We start from the raw sequence: 17,625 nt of genomic DNA, 5'->3' as shown, positions 1-17,625 counted from the left end.
ATGACACATGACCTGATTCTATTTAACATTGGACAATTGCTTCTGCCTGAAAGTAACGGAAAGCCATTGAAAGGAGAGGACATGAACAGGCTTCGTGTCTTAAACAGCGCAGCTATTGCCGTAAAAGATGGTCTTGTATCCTGGATTGGCTCTACTGAAGAAGCCGAAAGATTGCTTGCTCATGAAAAAAGGAATGCAAAGGGAAAAGTCGTCTCACCCGGTCTTGTGGATCCGCATACTCATCTCGTATTTGGAGGGAGCAGGGAAAATGAGCTCGCGATGAAGCAAGCCGGCGTTTCCTACTTGGAAATCCTTGCGAAGGGGGGAGGAATCCTCTCAACAGTCCATGCAACAAAAAACGCATCCGCAAAAGTACTATTTGATAAAGCCGCTTTTCATTTGGAACGAATGATTTCATTTGGCGTTACAGCCATTGAAGCAAAAAGCGGCTACGGCTTGGATGATGAAACCGAGTTGAAGCAGCTGAGGGTGATAAAACAGCTTCACAACAGCTACCCGATTCGCCTAGTATCTACGTTTCTGGGGCCTCACGCCGTTCCTGCTGAATATAAAGGAAGGGAGGACATGTTTCTTGAGAAGATGATTCAGCTTCTGGATGTCATAAAAGAAGAAAAGCTCGCCAAATTTGCAGATATCTTTTGTGAAACGGGAGTGTTCACAATTGACCAGTCGAGACAATTTTTAATGAAAGCGAAGGAAAAAGGATTTGGTTTGAAAATTCATGCCGACGAAATCGACCCGTTAGGCGGGACGGAGCTTGCGGTATCCTTACGTTCAGCCAGTGCCGATCACCTTGTTGCCGCCTCAGATGAAGGCATCGCTTGCTTGGCTGATAGTGATACGGTAGCCGTGCTGCTTCCCGGAACCACCTTTTATTTAGGAAAGGATCATTACGCCCGAGCCCGAAAAATGATAGATGAAGGGACAGCTGTCGCCCTCGCGACTGATTTTAATCCTGGAAGCTGCGTAACGGAAAATCTTCAAATGATCATGTCGCTTGCTGCCCTTAAGCTAAAAATGACAGCAGAGGAAATTTGGAATGCGGTGACCGTTAACGCCGCTTATGCTATTGGCCTTGGTGGAAATGCAGGAATAATAAAAGCAGGAAAACGAGCTGATTTCGTCATTTGGGATGTCCCGAATTATCACTATATTCCTTACCATTTTGGCGTAAATCATGCAGAAAGTGTATATACCGAAGGAAAGAAAAGATGGGAGAAGGTGCGCCGTGGATCCATTCAGCTTTCTTCAGCCAGGGAAGGCCGCAATCTTTAAAGATCGGTTTGTTACGAAAGTAAATGAAACTATACTTCCTTATAAGGAGGGGATGACAGGGGATACAGGTCTGATCGGAATGCCGTTTTCCAAGTCTTCCATTTCGTTGTCACAAGCATCCGACGCTCCTCAAGCAATCCGGTCCTGCATGAGTCTATACTCTACTTTCTCAGGGGAACGAAACAGGGATTATCGCAATCACAAAATACTGGATTTTGGAGATGTTTTGACTCACCCTACCAATCTGCCGGAAAGCTTAAAAAGAATGTATGTAAGCGTTAAGGAAATGATCAACAAGAAGTCATGCTCCCGGTACATTTTGCTGGGCGGCGATCATGGGGTAAGCTATCCGGCCATCCGGGCTTTTAAGGAATTCTTCGGTACAATAGGCATCATCCAATTTGATGCCCACCATGATGTGCGGAACCTTGAGGATGGAGGGAGGACAAATGGTACGCCATTCAGAAGTCTGATAGAAGAAGGAGTCATTGAGGGGGAGAATTTGGTTCAAATCGGCATCCGGGATTTTTCCAATGCAGCGGTTTATAACGAGTATATAAAGGATAACAATGTCTCTGTCTATACGATGGGGGATATCGATCGGACCGGGATTCTCCCTATCGTAGAAAAAGAGGCAGACAGGCTAGCGGAAAAAGTGGACGTTATCTACCTTTCTCTTGATATGGATGCAGTGGATCAGGCGTTTGCTCCCGGCTGTCCGGCCATTGGCCCGGGGGGATTAACGAGCAGGGAGCTTCTTTCAGCGGTTTCTGCAGCCGCAAAGCATGAGAAAGTACGGGCAATGGATATTGTTGAAATCGATCCATCCAAAGATTTCAGGGATATAACGAGCAGACTTGCGGTGCATGCCTTGCTGAGGTTTGCCTATAGGTAGAAGCGGTTAGGCTTCTTTCATGCGCGACATGACGGATTCATAGCCGCCGCCCGGATAAACCCATTGCCCAGAGTTTGAGTTCCCGTTATCGCTCCATTTTCCTTTATAGTATGCAGGAGAGCCCTTTTCATCGCCCCATATGATGAGCGTTTCCTGATTAACTTCATATGTGTATTCAAACGAATTTCCATAGTTGTCAAACATTCTGGATTTTATGTGTTTACCCGGTGTCTCTTCACCAAATTCTTTCGTATAGCCGATTACTTCCATCCCTTTTATAACCCGGCCGTTATGGACCAAGTCAAAATGCTGAACAAGAAAATAGCCGCCCTCCATCCATGAATAGACAACATGACCACTGATGCTGGAACCGGAGATATTCCAGGCTCCTACAAGCTTTTCAAGGCTTTTGAGGCCCTCATAAGGGTTATGTGAGTCTGCCATTTCAAATCCTCCTTCTATTTGATTTGATGTTCCTCCCTTAACGTAACACGATAGGATGAAAATACTCAAAAGGCTCAGAAGCCAGCTTACTGCCGCTGATCTGAGCCTTTGCCTTATCAACTTTCGTTTATATGTTTGCTCCGCATTCCATAATAAATGGGGAGACCCAGAGCAGTGATTGCCAGTCCGCATAGTGCGAGCACGGTCTGAGTTAAAAGGGTATTAATGACGATGAATAGCCCTCCAAGTATGGAAATCACCGGTAAAACAGGATAAAGCGGGACCTTATATGGCCGGACAAGTTTCGGCTCCCGCTTTCGCAGGATGATGACTGCCGCAAATGTCATCGTGTAAAAAATCCAAATGACAAAAATGAGCATGTCTGTCAGCGTGTTGAATCCGCCAATAAACATCATGATGATCGCAATCAGAAGGATGAAAAGTCCTGAGTTATATGGGATTCGGCTTTTAGAAGATAGTTTTGCAAACCACTTGCTGAATGGCAGTTTGTTTTCCATAGCCATCGCATATGGTACACGCATTCCTGTCATGACATAGCCGTTAATGGAACCAAATACGGAAATAAGAATACCGATACTGACAAGTTTTCCGCCCATCGAACCGAAGATGAGCTCTGCAGCATCTGAAGCAGGCGTATCCGTTCCTGCAAGAGATGCTGCAGACATCACCATTAAGAAGGCAACATTGATAAGCAAATAAATGGCCATAACCGCGGATAAACCTAAAATAATCGCTTTCGGTAAATCCTTTTTCGGATTCCTCATTTCCCCTGCGATATTTCCAACAAGTATCCAACCATCATAGGCGAACATGGTAGCAAGCAAACCTGCCCCAAGCGCGGTTAGAAAAGAAGATTGCTCCGGTCCTGGTTCAACAGGAAACAATTGAAAGGATACGCTCCCTTCATGAAGCAGACCAAAAATAATGATAAGGGCTAATGGAATCAATTTGCAGATGGTGGCCACGGTTTGAATCCCGCCGGCAGCCTTCGCTCCAAGAAAGTTGAGCAGCGTTAAAAAGATGGCGGTTGCGGCTGCGATCCCGACGATCAGCATTTTATGATCATTTGCAGCTAAACCAAACAAACTGACTGTTTGTGTTCCAAATATGATAGCCAATGCTGCAATATTAGCGGGAAAATAAATGACAGTTTGAGCCCATCCAAGCAGAAAGGCTGTTAAATTTCCATATGTACGCTTTAAATAGGCCATCATTCCGCCTGTTTCAGGAATGGCTGCAGATAGCTCCGCTGCTGTCAGCCCTGCACAAATTGTTAGAACGCCACCGATAAACCAGGCGAGTAATCCTAAGCTTGCCGAGCCGGTTGAACTATATACTGCGGTCGGCTTAAAAAATACACCAGCTCCAATTACAGTACCGATTACTGTTGTTAAAGCGGCTAGAAAACCAATTTCCTTCTTTAGCTGCTGCTGCAAAATAACCACTCCTAATTCCGTCTCTAATGGATTATTTTGTGAAAAAAATCACAAAAATATTCAAAAAAAATAAATTATTGCATCTTTATCCTATAAAGTGATGCGTGTCAAATTCTAGCATAACTAGGGTTATGAAACAATGGCTGAAACGAAGCTGCAAAATAATAAACAAATCTCTTCGCTTATAAGAACAAAAAAGAGACCGGCTTACATAGCGATGGTCTCAAATTCTAGCTGAAGCTAATATTCAATTAGCAAGCATCCGAAGGTATTCATCTGCTGCATATCGGAAATTATACCTGTCCAGGTTGTCTGTGTTTACTGCCGCTATAAGAAACGCATAGGATTTAGTACTTAAAAATATGAGCTATTCCATGATTCCCGCATGAATAATGGTGACCTGTACGTTTACGCGGATTGGCATTTTTGCATACTGATCTCCCCATTTTTTATTTGAAAATGTCCGGCTTTGCATGGCTTTCCGTTTGAATCCGATCGGATCGACTTGACTCTCCTGAAAGGATTGGATCAGTTTTTCCATTTGCTGTTCAATTTGCTTCCGCGTTGTTTTTTCTATTCCGCTGATGATGGTCTTGTTTGTCATCCTAAACCCGCCGCCCTCGGAAATTCTTCCCTTTACTTTTAAGGTAAGCTCTGCCTCGTAGGATCCATTCCTCTTTTTTACGGTTATCTTAGGTTTTGACAACAGGTTTTCAATGGACAGCTTTTTATTCTTATAGCTGACTTCAAGGATGCCTTTTCGAATCTTATCTGCCGCCATTTTTAAATAATAAGCATCCTCCGTATTTATCTGCTGTACAAGCCTGTCATTTTTAAAAACCCCGACTCCGATAATTTTCAAGCGGGCATCCGATTTTTGAAGGATTGGCATATAGGCATCAAGACCTTTGCCGTAGTAACGGTATAAGAACCCATGCAGATTTATCCTGGGCATATCCTGTTCCATGCTCTGCTGAATTAAATCAAAAATATAATTGGAAGTAGGCACACTGCTGCTGTATTTTGTACTGATCATTTTTTGAGAACTATCCTTTGCAAGGGCTAAATAAATGTCCCTCCCAATTTCCGGATCACGCTGAAGGTTATCCAAAAGGTCCGATATGCCTTTTTCCGCGAGTTTCTGATTAAACAGAACAACCCCGACCCGACCGATAACAATTGGCTTTGTGGATTCATTCTGAAGCTTTTGCCTGATCTGTTTGCTTGTATATCCAATAGCGGAAAAGACTTCATCGGTCGGAAGGGATTGCTGGCCTGGGGGTATCGAGGTGGATCCTCCAGTTCCCATAATTTCATCATCGCTGACATAATCATAGCCGATCGTCTGTATAAGCTGGAGCTCTTCAAGTATTTGCTGCTCTGGAGTACATCCAGCCATAAGGATAAAAGATAGAAAAAGGATAAAACCTCTCCTCATTTTGAATCCCTCCATTTATGAACGGCCAGCTGACAGATGTAAATAAGAGGAATATACATATAAGCCAGATAGAAACCAATCGTATTGGCCATGAAATTCAGCTGGTCAATTTGCGCCCGTTCTGTGATTAAAATCGCGCAAATCAAGACTGCCGCCGCGGCTCCTTTTAAAGATACTCTTTGAGTAAGGGGAGTAAACCGGTTGATGGCCCGGCTGGCTGCCCATAGCCCGAGCGCAATATTAGGCAGAACGATAAAGAGCCATGCTGCGATTCCGATGTATTCAAACCGTTCGATAATAATCAAATCAACAATTTTCCATAACGTTAGGGTCGCCCAAATCGTGGTGCGGAGCTGATCCTGATCAAAGTACACGAAGGAGGTCAAAATAGTCAGCAAATAAATACCGATGGAAGCGAGTACCCCGAAATATGCCCACTTCTCCGATCTCTTTCCATCCTTGATAAATGGAAAAAAGATCAGCAGTGTTTCATACCCCAGATAATTCAAGGTCATCGTTTTCGTTGCCTCCATAATGTCAGAAAAAGAATGCGAGAATATAGGGAGTAAATTTCCTATATGAGCTTCTTTTAACGGGAAATACTTTACAAAAAGAAGCGGAATCCCATAAATGACACTTAAGAAACAAATCCCTGTGACCACCCGGAATCCTCCTGAAACAAAGGAATAAGCGAGCAGCAGGATCAATGAAATGAAGACCCAATGGTATGTCTCAGGAAACATCCATACCTGAATGACCTCAACGTATGTTCTCAGATTTAAGAGGACCAATAGCAAAACATAGGCGGCAAATGCCGTATTCAAGACATTTCCTATACGTTTGCCGAAAATCTGGTGGTGGACAGAAATAATATCATTTCCATTTTTAATTAGAATTCTATAGCAGAACCAGACAACAGCAGCAATGGATAATCCTGATATAATGACAGAAATCCAGGCATCATAACCTGCAGATTTTGCTATATAACGTTCAAATCCTAAGACAGCTACACCAATTTGCTGTGAGTGAATGATGTAAAAAACAAAAAAGGGGGAGACTTTTTTGCTCTCTGGCGGCAGCATCTTGCTCAAAGATGACCCCTCCTTTATGATTCTTCAATATCCGGTTTTCGCCGCTTGGATGGGCCCTGAAATCTCACTGGATTCTGAGAGCGCATTTGCACCGGTCTGGTACTTTGAACACTGAAAGGGAGTCTGAAAAGGGAATCTTTTAAATCTCTCCATCTTAATGGATATACTGGGGCGATATATGGCCTTCCGAATGACGTAAGACTTAATATGTGACAGATGAAAAAGCCAAAGCAAAGGAAAACTCCAAAAATCCCCCAAAGCTGAGCACATATAATAAACGGAAAGCGGATAAGCCTAATCGTATTCCCCATCTGATAAATGGGGGTTGTAAAGGAAGCCAAGGCAGCGAGTGAGACAATAATAAGCAGGACGTTGCTCGTTAACCCTGCTTCAACGGCTGCCGTTCCAATAACAATACCGCCCACAATACCAATTGTCTGTCCGATTTTTTGAGGAAGTCTTGCTCCAGCTTCCCGCAGCAGTTCAATCGTTAGCTCAAGGATAATAGCCTCGATGATCGGCGGGAATGGAATTCCGCTCCTGGAAGCGATAAGAGGATCCAGGAGATTGGAAGGAATCATTTCATAATGATAGGTGAGGACTGCTACATAAAGGGAAGTTGAAACAACGGAAAAGAAAACCGCAAACAAGCGGATCATCCGAAAGACAGATGCAATTGGCCAAGGGAGAAAATAATCTTCAAATGCTGAAAAAAACTGAATGAGTGTCGTTGGACAAATCAAGGCATGAGGTGATCCATCAACAAAAATAGCAATTTTCCCCTCTGCCAATTCGCTTGTTACCCGATCCGGACGTTCTGAATCGATCATTTGCGGGAACGGAGAGGTGCTATTGTCTGAAATCAGCTGCAAAATAAAAGAACTGTCAGCAATCTGGTCGAATTGAATTTCTTTTATCCTGTTCAAAACCTTTTCGACGTTTTCCTGGTTAGCGACTTCGTTTAAATGAATGACTGCAATTCGGGTTTTTGAAATGGATCCTGCCTTAAGTTCCTGGACAATGAGGTTCCTTGTAGGCATTCTTTTGCGAACCAGGTTTAAGTTACTATCCAAGGACTCCACAAATGCTTCCTTTGGTCCAATCACACTGTATTCTACTTCCGGCTGGCCAACAGGCCGCTTTTCAATGGCAGGAGCGGCAATCACTAGAGCTTCTTTACCCGGTGCTGCCGGAAGGATTGCTATATGGCCGCGCATCAATAATTCTTCTATTTTAGAGAGATCAGCAGTAATAACTGAAGAATCAATTGGAATAGCTGACTGCAGTCCTGCGAGGCTGAGGTTTTGACTTGAGCTTTTTAAATAAGGCAAAATACACCGATGCAAAATATTATTATCAACAATAGGCTTAAAATAATAGACACTGAAATCAGAACCGCCTGTCTGCTCTGAAGCGAAATCCGAAGACCTTTTGCAGCTTTCAATCAAGCCATCAATCGTTTGAATTTGATTGCCAGAATGAGCCTGATCTTGATTTGAATGGTTTTCCATAAAAAATCTCCTTATTAACGCTGCTCATAATAGTTTGCAGAAAATAGAGGGAAATTATGCAAATCAGCTCAATATGGAAGATGGGTAGTACACACCTGCTGCCTATGGTTTGACACGATACCCAGGCAGGTATAAAATTAGCTATCATAAAGACCTGATACGGTAAAGGGAAAGAAAGGGAGGACTTAATGATGGAGTACGATAAAAGTATTTTAAATCGATTAAAGCGAATAGAAGGACAGATAAAAGGTGTTGCGGGCATGATGGAGCAGGGGAAAGACTGCAGAGAAATTGTCACTCAGCTGTCTGCCGCCCGCAATGCAATTGACCGCACAATGGGAGTAATTGTTAGCCAGAATTTAGAGGAATGTGTAAGGGAGAATATTGCCAAGGGAGAGAGCACGGATCATTTAGTTAAGCAAGCAGTTGAGCTCCTGGTTAAAAGCCGGTAAGAATTTTAAGGATTGACAGACTGCTTAATAGTCTGTAATGTAATACCCAAGGGGGTACCAACCCCTATATTTTTTTATAAATTTATATACCCCTATAGGTATGTGAGGGTGATTTTAGAACTGCTGTTTTAATATCAAACAGCGATCTGCGAAAGAGGTATTGAAAAATTTTTATATACCCCTATAGGTAATTTCGGAGGAGGAATGGTTATGTCAGAAAAAAAGAAAACCACCATTGTATTATTCAGCGGTGACTATGATAAGGCAATGGCCGCTTACATCATTGCAAATGGTGCAGCTGCTTATGATCATGAGGTAACGATCTTTCATACATTCTGGGGACTGAATGCTCTCAGGAAAGATGAACCGTACAACGTGAAAAAAGGATTCTTAGAAAAAATGTTTGCGAAAATGATGCCCCGAGGTGCGGACAGGATGAGTATATCTAAAATGAATTTTGCAGGCATGGGTCCAAAAATGATCAAACACGTTATAAAAAAACATAATGCAATGACTCTTCCACAGCTGATTGATATGGCTCAGGAACAGGAAATCCACCTTGTTGCCTGCACAATGACAATGGATCTCCTTGGGCTTTAGCAGGGAGAACTGCTTGAAAACATTGAATATGCCGGTGTAGCTGCTTACCTTGGCGAAGCGGAAAACGGAAATGTAAATCTATTTATCTAATATTATTAAGGGGGAATTTCCATGAATTCTATTAAATCAGATGTTTTATTGGATGCGAAAGGTCTTGCCTGCCCCATGCCGATTGTCAAAACGAAAAAGGCCATGACAGGACTTGAATCTGGACAGGTGCTCGAGATACAGGCAACAGATAAAGGGTCAAAAGCTGATTTAAAAGCATGGGCCGAGAGTTCTGGCCATCAATATATCGGGACGGTGGATGAAGGGAATGTATTAAAGCATTTTCTAAGGAAGGCAACAGATGAGGATTCGGAAAAACGGTTCTCCAGAGTAATCAATAACGAGGAACTGCTGCTTAAATTGAGTAGCGATTCCAAAGCCTTAATCTTGGATGTTCGGGAAGAAGCAGAATTTGCTTTCCGCCATATACCCAACGCAATATCGATACCCCTAGGGGAATTAAAGGAACGGTTAAGGGAGCTTGACCATAAATCAGCAATTTATGTAGTATGCAGGACCGGCAGCAGAAGTGATATGGCGGCGCAGCAGCTCGCATCGGCTGGGTTTATAAACGTATATAATGTTGTTCCTGGCATGAGTAAATGGATCGGTGAGACAACAGGTCTTTAATAAAAAAATTTGTGGAAATTAATACAGTGGGGGGTATTTAAATGCCATACAATCCGATGACAGCCAAAGAAGTTGCGAAGAAAGTAATCGATAAGGAATCCCTTTTTATACTCGACGTTCGGAACCAAAACGATTACAGTAATTGGAAAATCGAGGGTGGAAACTTCCAGTATCTTAACATTCCTTATTTTGATCTTTTAGATGGCGTTGAGGGGATTTTGGAAGGGCTTCCTGAAACTAAAGATGTGCTTGTCGTTTGTGCAAAAGAAGGATCCTCTCTCATGGTAGCAGATATGCTTTCTGATGCAGGACGAAATGTGTTTTATCTGGAAGGAGGCATGAAGGCATGGAGCGAGCACTTGGAACCGGTAAAAGCTGGTGACTTGCTGGGGGGAGGAGAAATTTATCAATTTGTACGGCTCGGCAAAGGGTGCCTCTCTTATATGATTCTGTCAAACGGTGAGGCGGCTGTTATTGACGCAACGAGGATGACAGATGTTTTCACAGAGTTCGCAAGGGAGGCAGGTGCCGAAATCAAGCATGTATTTGATACTCACCTTCATGCAGATCACATTTCCGGCGGCAGAAAAATTGCTGAAAAATCGAATGCGGCATACTGGCTCCCTCCCAAGGATGCAGGGGAAGCTGCGTTTTTGTATCATCCTCTTAAGGATGGTATGAAAATCAAAATTGGCAGCACGGAGATGAGTATTGAGGCCTTGTACACACCTGGCCATACCATTGGTTCCACATCCTTTATTATTGACGGTATGTATCTATTATCGGGTGATATCCTCTTTATCGATTCCATCGGCAGACCGGACTTGGCAGGTCTTGCAGAGGATTGGGTTAGTGACTTAAGAGAGTCTCTATATACAAGGTATAGAAAGCTCTCTGAGGATCTGCTAGTCCTGCCAGCCCACTTTATGCAGATTAGGGAATTAAACAAAGATGGATCTGTTGGCAAAAAGCTAGGAACATTAATGGAAAAAAATCATGGTTTGAATATCCGTGATGAGAAGGAGTTCAGAGAACTTGTTACAGGAAACCTTCCTCCTCAGCCGAACGCCTATCAGGAAATACGCAAAATGAACATGGGTAGAATCAGCCCGGATGAAGAAACGCAGCGGGAAATGGAAATCGGACCGAACCGCTGTGCCGTTAGATAATAGATAAAAAAAGGAGAGAAGATTTCATGAATTCACATAAAGTGCTTGATGCAAAAGGGCTCGCTTGTCCAATGCCGATCGTGAAAACAAAAAAAGCGATGAATGATTTAGAGAAGGGTCAGATTTTAGAGGTTCACGCTACCGATAAAGGGGCAAAAGCGGATCTCGCTGCCTGGACTGCATCAGGCGGACATGAATTATTGGAAACAGCCGCTGAAGGAGAAGTTCTAAAGTTTTGGATTCAAAAAGGATAAAGAAGAGAGGGACCTGAAAGGGTTCCTCATTTCTTAGGGAGGAACCAAACATGGAATTTATCCTTGTTATTTTTCTAATTGGAATGGCGGGAGCCTTTATTTCTGGCATGCTCGGAATTGGGGGATCCATTATTAATTATCCAATGCTTCTCCTCATCCCTCCACTTATTGGAGTTCACGGCTTCACGGCACATGAGGTATCGGGCATAAGTGCCATACAGGTGATGGCTGCGTCCATCGCCGCGGTATGGTCCTATAAAAAAGGCAGCTATTTGCATAAGCCGCTGATTGCTTATATGGGAAGCGGCATCCTTGCCGGAAGCTTATTGGGGAGCTTTTTATCTATTTACATGTCAGAAAACGGAGTCAATATGATTTACGGCGTCCTAGCTTTAATTGCAGCCTTAATGATGTTTATTCCCAAAAAAGAGGGGAATGATTTCAAAGTAGATGAAGTGGATTTTCATAAGGGGATTGCTGTTGGTTTATCGATACTTACAGGGATTGGCAGCGGGATTGTGGGTGCTGGCGGAGCCTTTCTTCTTGTGCCGATTATGCTGTCTGTGCTAAAAATACCGATTCGGGTTACGATTGCTTCCTCTTTGGCCGTAACGTTTATTTCTTCCGCCGGAACCACTGCAGGCAAAATGGTCACTGGACAAATTGATTACTTTCCGGCTTCCATACTTGTGATTGCAAGTTTGCTTGCCGCACCGCTTGGAGTAAAAGCAGGCCAAAAGATTTCGGCTAAATATCTTCAAGCAACCCTGGCCATCCTTATAACCGCTGCGGCTATTAAGATATGGTCCGGACTTTTTTAAAATATAGAAAGAGAGCCATACTATTGGAAAAGGGAGCTGAATGAATGAAAACGACCATAACATGGGACGGGAACCTTGCGTTTGGCGGTCTATCGCCATCCGGACATGAAATCAAGATGGATGCAGGACAGGAAACAGGCGGAGTAAACAGCGGGCCGAGGCCAACAGAGCTGCTGCTCCACGCAGTAGCCGGCTGTACAGGAATTGATATCGTCCTGATTTTGAAAAAAATGCGTCTGGAGCCTGTTAATTTTCAAATGGACGTTGAAGGTACACGAGCTGATGAGCATCCGAAAAGATTTACGGACCTTCACATCCATTACGCCTTTGAAGGAGAGCTTCCGGAAGAAAAAGTGGCTCATGCCATCCAGTTATCTAAAAATAAATATTGTTCCGTTTCCCATTCCCTTAATGCAAATCTTTCTGTTAGCTACTCCATTAATGGAAAACAAGGGAACAAAGGATTATAAGAACATTTGTTCCGCATTCGAAAAAAGGGCATTTTTTATAAAAGGCTATGTTAAAGCATGGTGTTTATTTTAAAACACCTGTTGATTGGAAGTGGAAGGCGTGAGACTCGTGAGGGAGCAGCGGGACAGCTGAGATCCCGCAGGCGCAAAGCGGCGAGGAGGCTCAAGCAGCCCGCCCAAGGATAAGCGAACGCCTGCTAACTGCAATCAACAGTTAAGTTTAACAGAGATTCATAACGAAAACAGTCTCTCCCAGAAACGGAGAGACTATTTTTTCGTTATTTTTTAAAAATGCCAAACGGTTTTCCGACCGGCAGAAACTCTCGTCCAAAATGGGGGTTTAATACTGCAGCAGCGGATCCGTAAAAGGACACAAGTGCGATCAGCATTTCGGAAACTGCAGCAAGCATATGTGTCGCTTCATGCATGACTCCAAAAGTGCTTAAAGATAACCCAATAAATAAGAAATCAATAAGAACGAAAATAGTAAATAGCACTTTGTGGGTTTCCATAGCCCCGACTGTCATGAATAAACTAAAAATCAAATATCCGACAAAGGCCATACCAAGCTGCTTCGAATCAACCCCGGAAGCCAGTTCGTCTCCGAAAACACCAAGCTGCATAAGCCATGAACCAGCAACACCAAGCCAAAACAGGCCAAATGCTCCGAATGCCGTTGAACCGAAAGTGTTGTTGTGCTTTGCATCCTGAACGCAGGCAAACAACTGAGCAAATCCTCCAAGGAATATTGCCCAAGGGATAATAAAGGAAAGTCCTTCCGTTAACCCGAGTTTTTGTGATGAAGCGACTAGTGTTACCATAGCGAGTCCAAAAAGACCAATTGCCGAAGGATCGGCCGTTGAAATTTTTACTTGCTGCACATTCTGATTGTTCAAGATGAACCTCCTAAAAATTAATACATACTTGAACAAAATACAGGATTCAAAGAGGGGTGTCAATTTAATTTTGAAAGAACGGAAATAGTAATCGTTTACATCTTGCTCTTGCTTACAATTATAGAAATTCTTCCTCATTTGCCATCCAAAAAAACAATTGGGTTTAATCCGATGATAAAAAAGAACCAATTAAAACCCTGGATTTACTATTTTTAGAATTTTTAGATATTTTACTCTTTTACATCTTAAACACTAAATTTTTTCTCCCCTCTTTTTTTCAGGCTTCTAGAGCTCCTCGACAATTAAATAGTGGAATCGGACCAAAATTTGGCATGATTTTTGCATGTTTTAAGATTGAAAGTGAAAGGAGCAAGTAAAATTTTAATGATGGGGAGCTGGAGAAATGAACAAATTTGTGAAGTCGTGTGTAGCGGGATGCTTACTAGCTTTATCTGTGCAAGGAATATCTGCGCAGGCCGCAGCGGGTGACTATTCGTATTACAGCTATGGAAACACCGGCAACGTATCCGCTGTCACTTCGTATGGAATGAACCTGATGGGCGGCGGTACAGATGTTGATGAAGCCATGCTATGGATGGCCAGGAAAGCCAATCGTGGAGACTTTGTGGTGATCCGGACTTCTGGAACAGACGGCTATAACCAGTATTTATACGATTTGGCCCAAACCAATAACGCCAAGCTGGATTCGGTTGAAACGATCCTTCTGAATAACCGCTATGCTTCTTCCGATTCATTTGTTTTAGATAAAGTCAGCAAAGCGGAAGCGGTATTTTTCGCAGGAGGAGATCAGTTCAATTATACGGATTTCATCAAGAACACTCCGCTGGAAGACGTGATCAATCAGCTTATCCAAAAAAATGTTCCGATAGGCGGAACAAGTGCAGGACTTGCTATCCAAGGTGAGTTTATCTATGACGCTAAGAACGGTTCGGTCTATTCAGATGAAGCACTGAACAATCCAAATAACCGCTACATGACATTCACACGTGATTTCCTGGCGAATCGTTATTTAACAAGCACCATAACCGATTCACATTTTGAACAGAGAGACCGGATGGGAAGATTTATTGGATTTTTATCAAGAAATGTATCAGACGGATGGACGAGTCAGGCAAAAGGCATTGCGGTTAATGAACAAACGGCTTTGCTAGTAGAAAACGACGGTACAGCAAAAGTGGTGGCACAGCCAGGCGGAACGAAGCAATCTGTTTATGCAGCGAGAACCTCCTCTTCTCCTTCAAGTGGCTATGGAAACCCTTTAACCATCAGGGATGTGAACGTCATCAAACTGCGGCCGGGCAATACGTTTAATTTGCAGACATGGTCAAGTTCCAATGGATATTCTTATAAGCTGTCTTCTCAAAACGGAGTCTTAACATCTTCGAGCGGTTCACTATACGGAAACTAAAGAATAAGGGGGACGTGTCATGAAAAAAAGGTTCAGCCTATTTGCTGCCGCCTGTTTATTTGCATCAACAATGAGTTTACCGGCAGCGAATGCAAGTCAAATCGCGAGCAATTCGATTAAAGGAAGTCTTGTTATTACCGGCGGGTCTCTAGGGAGCAGCAATGCAGCCGTCTATCAATCTTTTATTAAACTGGCAGGCGGAGAAAACCAGGCAAAAATCGGGATTGTTCCGGCAGCAAGCGGGAAACTGAAATCTTCGAAAGACTTCAAATCGGACCTAGAGAAATATGGGGTAAAGTCAGAAAACATTGAGGTTCTTCCCCTGTCCAATCACGATTTCAGCGATACGGATTTTGATGAACTCAAATGGAAGAACAATGTGAATAACAAAGAACTGGCAGATCAAATCAAAAACTTTACAGCGATTTGGTTTGTTGGCGGCGATCAGCTTCGCATTACCGAGACCTTAACAGATAAGAAGGGGAAAAATTCAAGCGTACTTGATGCGATTTGGACGATGTATAAAAAAGGCGGTGTCATAGGAGGAACAAGCGCCGGGGCGGCCATTATGAGTGATGTCATGATTACGGGCGGTGATAGCCTCGGAGGATTGAAGGGAGAATTTACAGAGAAAGATGAGCCCCTTCAAAATAAAGAATATGAAAAAGTTTATATTGAAAAAGGACTCGGATTTTTTCACTATGGAATCGTCGATCAGCACTTTGATGAAAGAGCGAGACTTGGCCGGCTTGCGGCTGCCGCTGTTAAATACGAAAAGCGGAAGGACCTGTATAACTCGTATGGAATTGATGAAGATACTGCCCTGATTGTTCATAACCGGGAGAAAAAAGCCGAAATTGTCGGACGAGGCGGCGTAACCGTCATTGACACAAGCAAAGCAAAACCTGCAAGCAAAAAAGTCCATCCGGTTAACAATGTTTCCGTCAGCTTTCTATCACCAGGAGACCAAATCAATCTTCAAACGAAGGAAATGACCATCAATCCGGATAAAGACGCGACGAAAGGCAATGAATACTATGAGTTCAAACCTTTGGATGCCACAGGATTATTGACGCCATATGGAAGATTAAAGCCGTATCTGGCCTATTCTCTGACGGATAATTCATCCACTCAATCTGTAAAAAGCTATTTGTATGACAGCAAAGGGAAAGGCTACGCCTTAACTTTCAGTAAAACAGCATCAACAAATGGATACTGGGGCTACCAGGACGGTCAGAAAGATGATTATTCCATCACCAATGTAAAGCTTGATGCCGTTCCGGTTTCGGTCAAGTTTAAGAAAGATAAAACGGCCTTTAAAAACTATAAACCATCAAATTTCAAGGTTCCAGACAAAGTAAACCGCGGAGATATTTCAGGTAATCTCGTTATAGCTGGAGGTGCACTCGGTTCAAGCAATGAAGCCGTTTATAAGAAGTTCTTAGATCTTGCCGGAGGAAATTCAAAAGCGAAAATCGGGATTATTCCTGCTGCGAGCGGAAGCTTAAGTTCTTCGAATGCCTTTAAAAAGGATTTAATCAAATACGGGGTCAAAGAAGATCAAATGAAGATCCTTCCTATTTCCTCCCACGATTTTAAAGGAACAGCAGAAGATGAATCCAAGTGGGAGGAAAACAGGAACAGTGATGAAACAGCCGCAGCTATAAAAGAACTCAATGCCATTTGGTTTGTCGGAGGTGATCAAACGTCCATCACAGAAGCGTTATTCAATCCGGATCAGACGGAATCCAAAGCCTTATCTGCTATATGGGACATATATAAAAAGGGAGCTGTTTTAGGCGGAACGAGTGCCGGGGCAGCGATCATGAGCGACGTCATGCTTGCAGGCGGAGGCAGCCTGGATACCCTATCAAAAGGATTTACTGATACGTACAACGGAATGGAACAGCAGGAGGGAGGTCCCGCATATTTGGAGAGAGGCCTCGGCTTTTTCCAAAATGGGATCATTGATCAGCACTTTGACAATAAATCGAGACTTGGCAGACTGATTGCAACAGCGTATGACAAAGGGGACCGAAGCCAGCTTTCCTATGGAATTGATGAAGACACGGCTATGGTGGTCAATAATAAAGAACAAAAAGTGGAAGTCGTTGGACGGGCTGGATTAACAGTCGTTGATTTATCGAAAGCAGAGAAGAAAAAAGGCCATTTTAAGAACATTGCCATCTCGGCGCTTGCAGAGGGGGATTCGGTGGATTTGAAACAAAAGACATTTGCCATCAGCCCGCATAAAGACTCAACCAAAGGCTATGAATACGGGGATTTCAAAGCCGCTCCCCATTCAGGAGTCCTTACTCCGCACGGCACTTTAAAGAACTATCTGTCCTACAACCTGGTGGATAACAGCGGGGAGAATATAGTAAAAAGCTATGCATTCCATCAAGGAAAAGGAGTCGAACTGGTCTTCCGTAAAACAGAAACTACGGATGGGTTCTGGGGATACAAAGATGGAGGAAAGGACGATTATTCGGTAACCAATGTAGTACTGGATATACATCCTGTTTCTGTTCGATTGAAGTAACGATTATGAGAATCAATCCTTAGCGGGATTGATTTTTTTTGCGAGCCAAGCATTGTATAGGCTAAATCCATATTGGCCGGTATTAAGAGACCTTTGAGTGAGTAAGACGGCTAATTTCAGAGCTATAATGAGGAGAATCCACCTTCCGCCCTTGAAGCCACGTTTGTTTCAGCATCAGTGTA

General features: G+C 43.2%; 16 protein-coding genes and 1 pseudogene. 11 read left to right on the top strand and 6 right to left on the bottom strand.

Annotated elements, in window-relative coordinates; all coding sequences use genetic code 11:
• A complete protein-coding gene (gene hutI / locus WCV65_RS10800) occupies positions 1-1,296 on the top strand; it encodes an imidazolonepropionase (protein ID WP_338776364.1) in 1,296 nt (431 codons plus the stop codon).
• Positions 1,250-2,191, top strand: a complete 942-nt coding sequence (gene hutG / locus WCV65_RS10795) for a formimidoylglutamase (protein WP_338776362.1) — start codon at positions 1,250-1,252, stop codon at positions 2,189-2,191. Before hutI ends, hutG begins: the two co-directional genes overlap by 47 nt.
• A gap of 6 nt (positions 2,192-2,197) precedes the next feature.
• On the opposite strand, the gene WCV65_RS10790 is transcribed toward hutG, so the two are convergent.
• The 5 genes from WCV65_RS10790 to WCV65_RS10770 form a co-directional block, all read right to left on the bottom strand.
• Positions 2,198-2,635 carry a hypothetical protein gene (locus tag WCV65_RS10790; RefSeq protein ID WP_338776360.1) on the bottom strand — a complete coding sequence of 146 codons (438 nt, stop codon included), beginning with the start codon at positions 2,633-2,635 and terminating at the stop codon, positions 2,198-2,200.
• Between the two features lie 116 nt (positions 2,636-2,751).
• Positions 2,752-4,095 (bottom strand): amino acid permease, encoded by a 1,344-nt coding sequence (locus tag WCV65_RS10785; RefSeq protein ID WP_338782256.1) that lies wholly within the window; start codon positions 4,093-4,095, stop codon positions 2,752-2,754.
• Between the two features lie 364 nt (positions 4,096-4,459).
• Positions 4,460-5,530, bottom strand: a complete 1,071-nt coding sequence (locus tag WCV65_RS10780; protein ID WP_338776358.1) for a Ger(x)C family spore germination protein — start codon at positions 5,528-5,530, stop codon at positions 4,460-4,462.
• Positions 5,527-6,612, bottom strand: coding sequence for a GerAB/ArcD/ProY family transporter (locus WCV65_RS10775; protein WP_338782254.1), 1,086 nt, complete (start codon positions 6,610-6,612; stop codon positions 5,527-5,529). The genes WCV65_RS10780 and WCV65_RS10775 overlap by 4 nt, the downstream gene beginning before the upstream one ends.
• A gap of 23 nt (positions 6,613-6,635) precedes the next feature.
• Complete coding sequence (locus tag WCV65_RS10770) at positions 6,636-8,132, bottom strand: spore germination protein (protein ID WP_338776356.1); 1,497 nt, start codon at positions 8,130-8,132, stop codon at positions 6,636-6,638.
• A 191-nt stretch (positions 8,133-8,323) separates the two neighbouring features.
• Between WCV65_RS10770 and WCV65_RS10765 the strand changes: the two genes are divergently transcribed.
• The 7 genes and pseudogenes from WCV65_RS10765 to WCV65_RS10735 all read left to right on the top strand — a co-directional run bounded on the left by WCV65_RS10765 (position 8,324) and on the right by WCV65_RS10735 (position 12,576).
• Positions 8,324-8,584 carry a metal-sensitive transcriptional regulator gene (locus WCV65_RS10765; RefSeq protein WP_338776354.1) on the top strand — a complete coding sequence of 87 codons (261 nt, stop codon included), beginning with the start codon at positions 8,324-8,326 and terminating at the stop codon, positions 8,582-8,584.
• A 210-nt stretch (positions 8,585-8,794) separates the two neighbouring features.
• Positions 8,795-9,274: pseudogene (locus tag WCV65_RS10760) on the top strand (DsrE/DsrF/DrsH-like family protein).
• Positions 9,275-9,295: 21 nt separating this feature from the next.
• A complete protein-coding gene (locus WCV65_RS10755; protein ID WP_338776351.1) occupies positions 9,296-9,862 on the top strand; it encodes a sulfurtransferase TusA family protein in 567 nt (188 codons plus the stop codon).
• A 41-nt stretch (positions 9,863-9,903) separates the two neighbouring features.
• Positions 9,904-11,031 (top strand): MBL fold metallo-hydrolase, encoded by a 1,128-nt coding sequence (locus tag WCV65_RS10750; protein ID WP_338782104.1) that lies wholly within the window; start codon positions 9,904-9,906, stop codon positions 11,029-11,031.
• Positions 11,032-11,057: 26 nt separating this feature from the next.
• Positions 11,058-11,285 (top strand): sulfurtransferase TusA family protein, encoded by a 228-nt coding sequence (locus WCV65_RS10745; protein ID WP_035411514.1) that lies wholly within the window; start codon positions 11,058-11,060, stop codon positions 11,283-11,285.
• A gap of 50 nt (positions 11,286-11,335) precedes the next feature.
• Positions 11,336-12,106, top strand: a complete 771-nt coding sequence (locus WCV65_RS10740; protein WP_338782102.1) for a sulfite exporter TauE/SafE family protein — start codon at positions 11,336-11,338, stop codon at positions 12,104-12,106.
• Between the two features lie 44 nt (positions 12,107-12,150).
• The gene (locus WCV65_RS10735) at positions 12,151-12,576 is read left to right on the top strand and encodes an OsmC family protein (protein WP_338782100.1); all 426 of its coding nucleotides are present in this window, start codon (positions 12,151-12,153) and stop codon (positions 12,574-12,576) included.
• A gap of 278 nt (positions 12,577-12,854) precedes the next feature.
• Here the strand turns inward: WCV65_RS10735 and WCV65_RS10730 are convergent, their stop codons facing one another.
• Positions 12,855-13,472 carry an acetate uptake transporter gene (locus WCV65_RS10730; protein ID WP_338782098.1) on the bottom strand — a complete coding sequence of 206 codons (618 nt, stop codon included), beginning with the start codon at positions 13,470-13,472 and terminating at the stop codon, positions 12,855-12,857.
• Between the two features lie 403 nt (positions 13,473-13,875).
• On the opposite strand from WCV65_RS10730, the gene WCV65_RS10725 reads away from it, so the two are divergent.
• The gene (locus WCV65_RS10725) at positions 13,876-14,901 is read left to right on the top strand and encodes a cyanophycinase (protein ID WP_338782096.1); all 1,026 of its coding nucleotides are present in this window, start codon (positions 13,876-13,878) and stop codon (positions 14,899-14,901) included.
• A gap of 19 nt (positions 14,902-14,920) precedes the next feature.
• Entirely contained in the window at positions 14,921-17,443 is a 2,523-nt protein-coding gene (locus tag WCV65_RS10720; RefSeq protein WP_338782094.1) for a cyanophycinase, read from the top strand.
• Positions 17,444-17,625 lie beyond the last annotated feature (182 nt).

The organism is Metabacillus sp. FJAT-52054 (assembly GCF_037201815.1).
GTDB classification, from domain to species: domain Bacteria; phylum Bacillota; class Bacilli; order Bacillales; family Bacillaceae; genus Metabacillus_B; species Metabacillus_B sediminis.
This window is presented reverse-complemented; position numbering and strand designations above follow the sequence as displayed.

Coding starts and splice junctions, on each gene's coding strand:
- hutI (WP_338776364.1), top strand. CDS start 1: ATGACACATGACCTGATTCTATTTAACATTGGACAATTGCTTCTGCCT.
- WCV65_RS10790 (WP_338776360.1), bottom strand. CDS start 2,635: ATGGCAGACTCACATAACCCTTATGAGGGCCTCAAAAGCCTTGAAAAG.
- WCV65_RS10780 (WP_338776358.1), bottom strand. CDS start 5,530: ATGAGGAGAGGTTTTATCCTTTTTCTATCTTTTATCCTTATGGCTGGA.
- WCV65_RS10775 (WP_338782254.1), bottom strand. CDS start 6,612: ATGCTGCCGCCAGAGAGCAAAAAAGTCTCCCCCTTTTTTGTTTTTTAC.
- WCV65_RS10770 (WP_338776356.1), bottom strand. CDS start 8,132: ATGGAAAACCATTCAAATCAAGATCAGGCTCATTCTGGCAATCAAATT.
- WCV65_RS10765 (WP_338776354.1), top strand. CDS start 8,324: ATGGAGTACGATAAAAGTATTTTAAATCGATTAAAGCGAATAGAAGGA.
- WCV65_RS10755 (WP_338776351.1), top strand. CDS start 9,296: ATGAATTCTATTAAATCAGATGTTTTATTGGATGCGAAAGGTCTTGCC.
- WCV65_RS10750 (WP_338782104.1), top strand. CDS start 9,904: ATGCCATACAATCCGATGACAGCCAAAGAAGTTGCGAAGAAAGTAATC.
- WCV65_RS10745 (WP_035411514.1), top strand. CDS start 11,058: ATGAATTCACATAAAGTGCTTGATGCAAAAGGGCTCGCTTGTCCAATG.
- WCV65_RS10740 (WP_338782102.1), top strand. CDS start 11,336: ATGGAATTTATCCTTGTTATTTTTCTAATTGGAATGGCGGGAGCCTTT.
- WCV65_RS10735 (WP_338782100.1), top strand. CDS start 12,151: ATGAAAACGACCATAACATGGGACGGGAACCTTGCGTTTGGCGGTCTA.
- WCV65_RS10725 (WP_338782096.1), top strand. CDS start 13,876: ATGAACAAATTTGTGAAGTCGTGTGTAGCGGGATGCTTACTAGCTTTA.
- WCV65_RS10720 (WP_338782094.1), top strand. CDS start 14,921: ATGAAAAAAAGGTTCAGCCTATTTGCTGCCGCCTGTTTATTTGCATCA.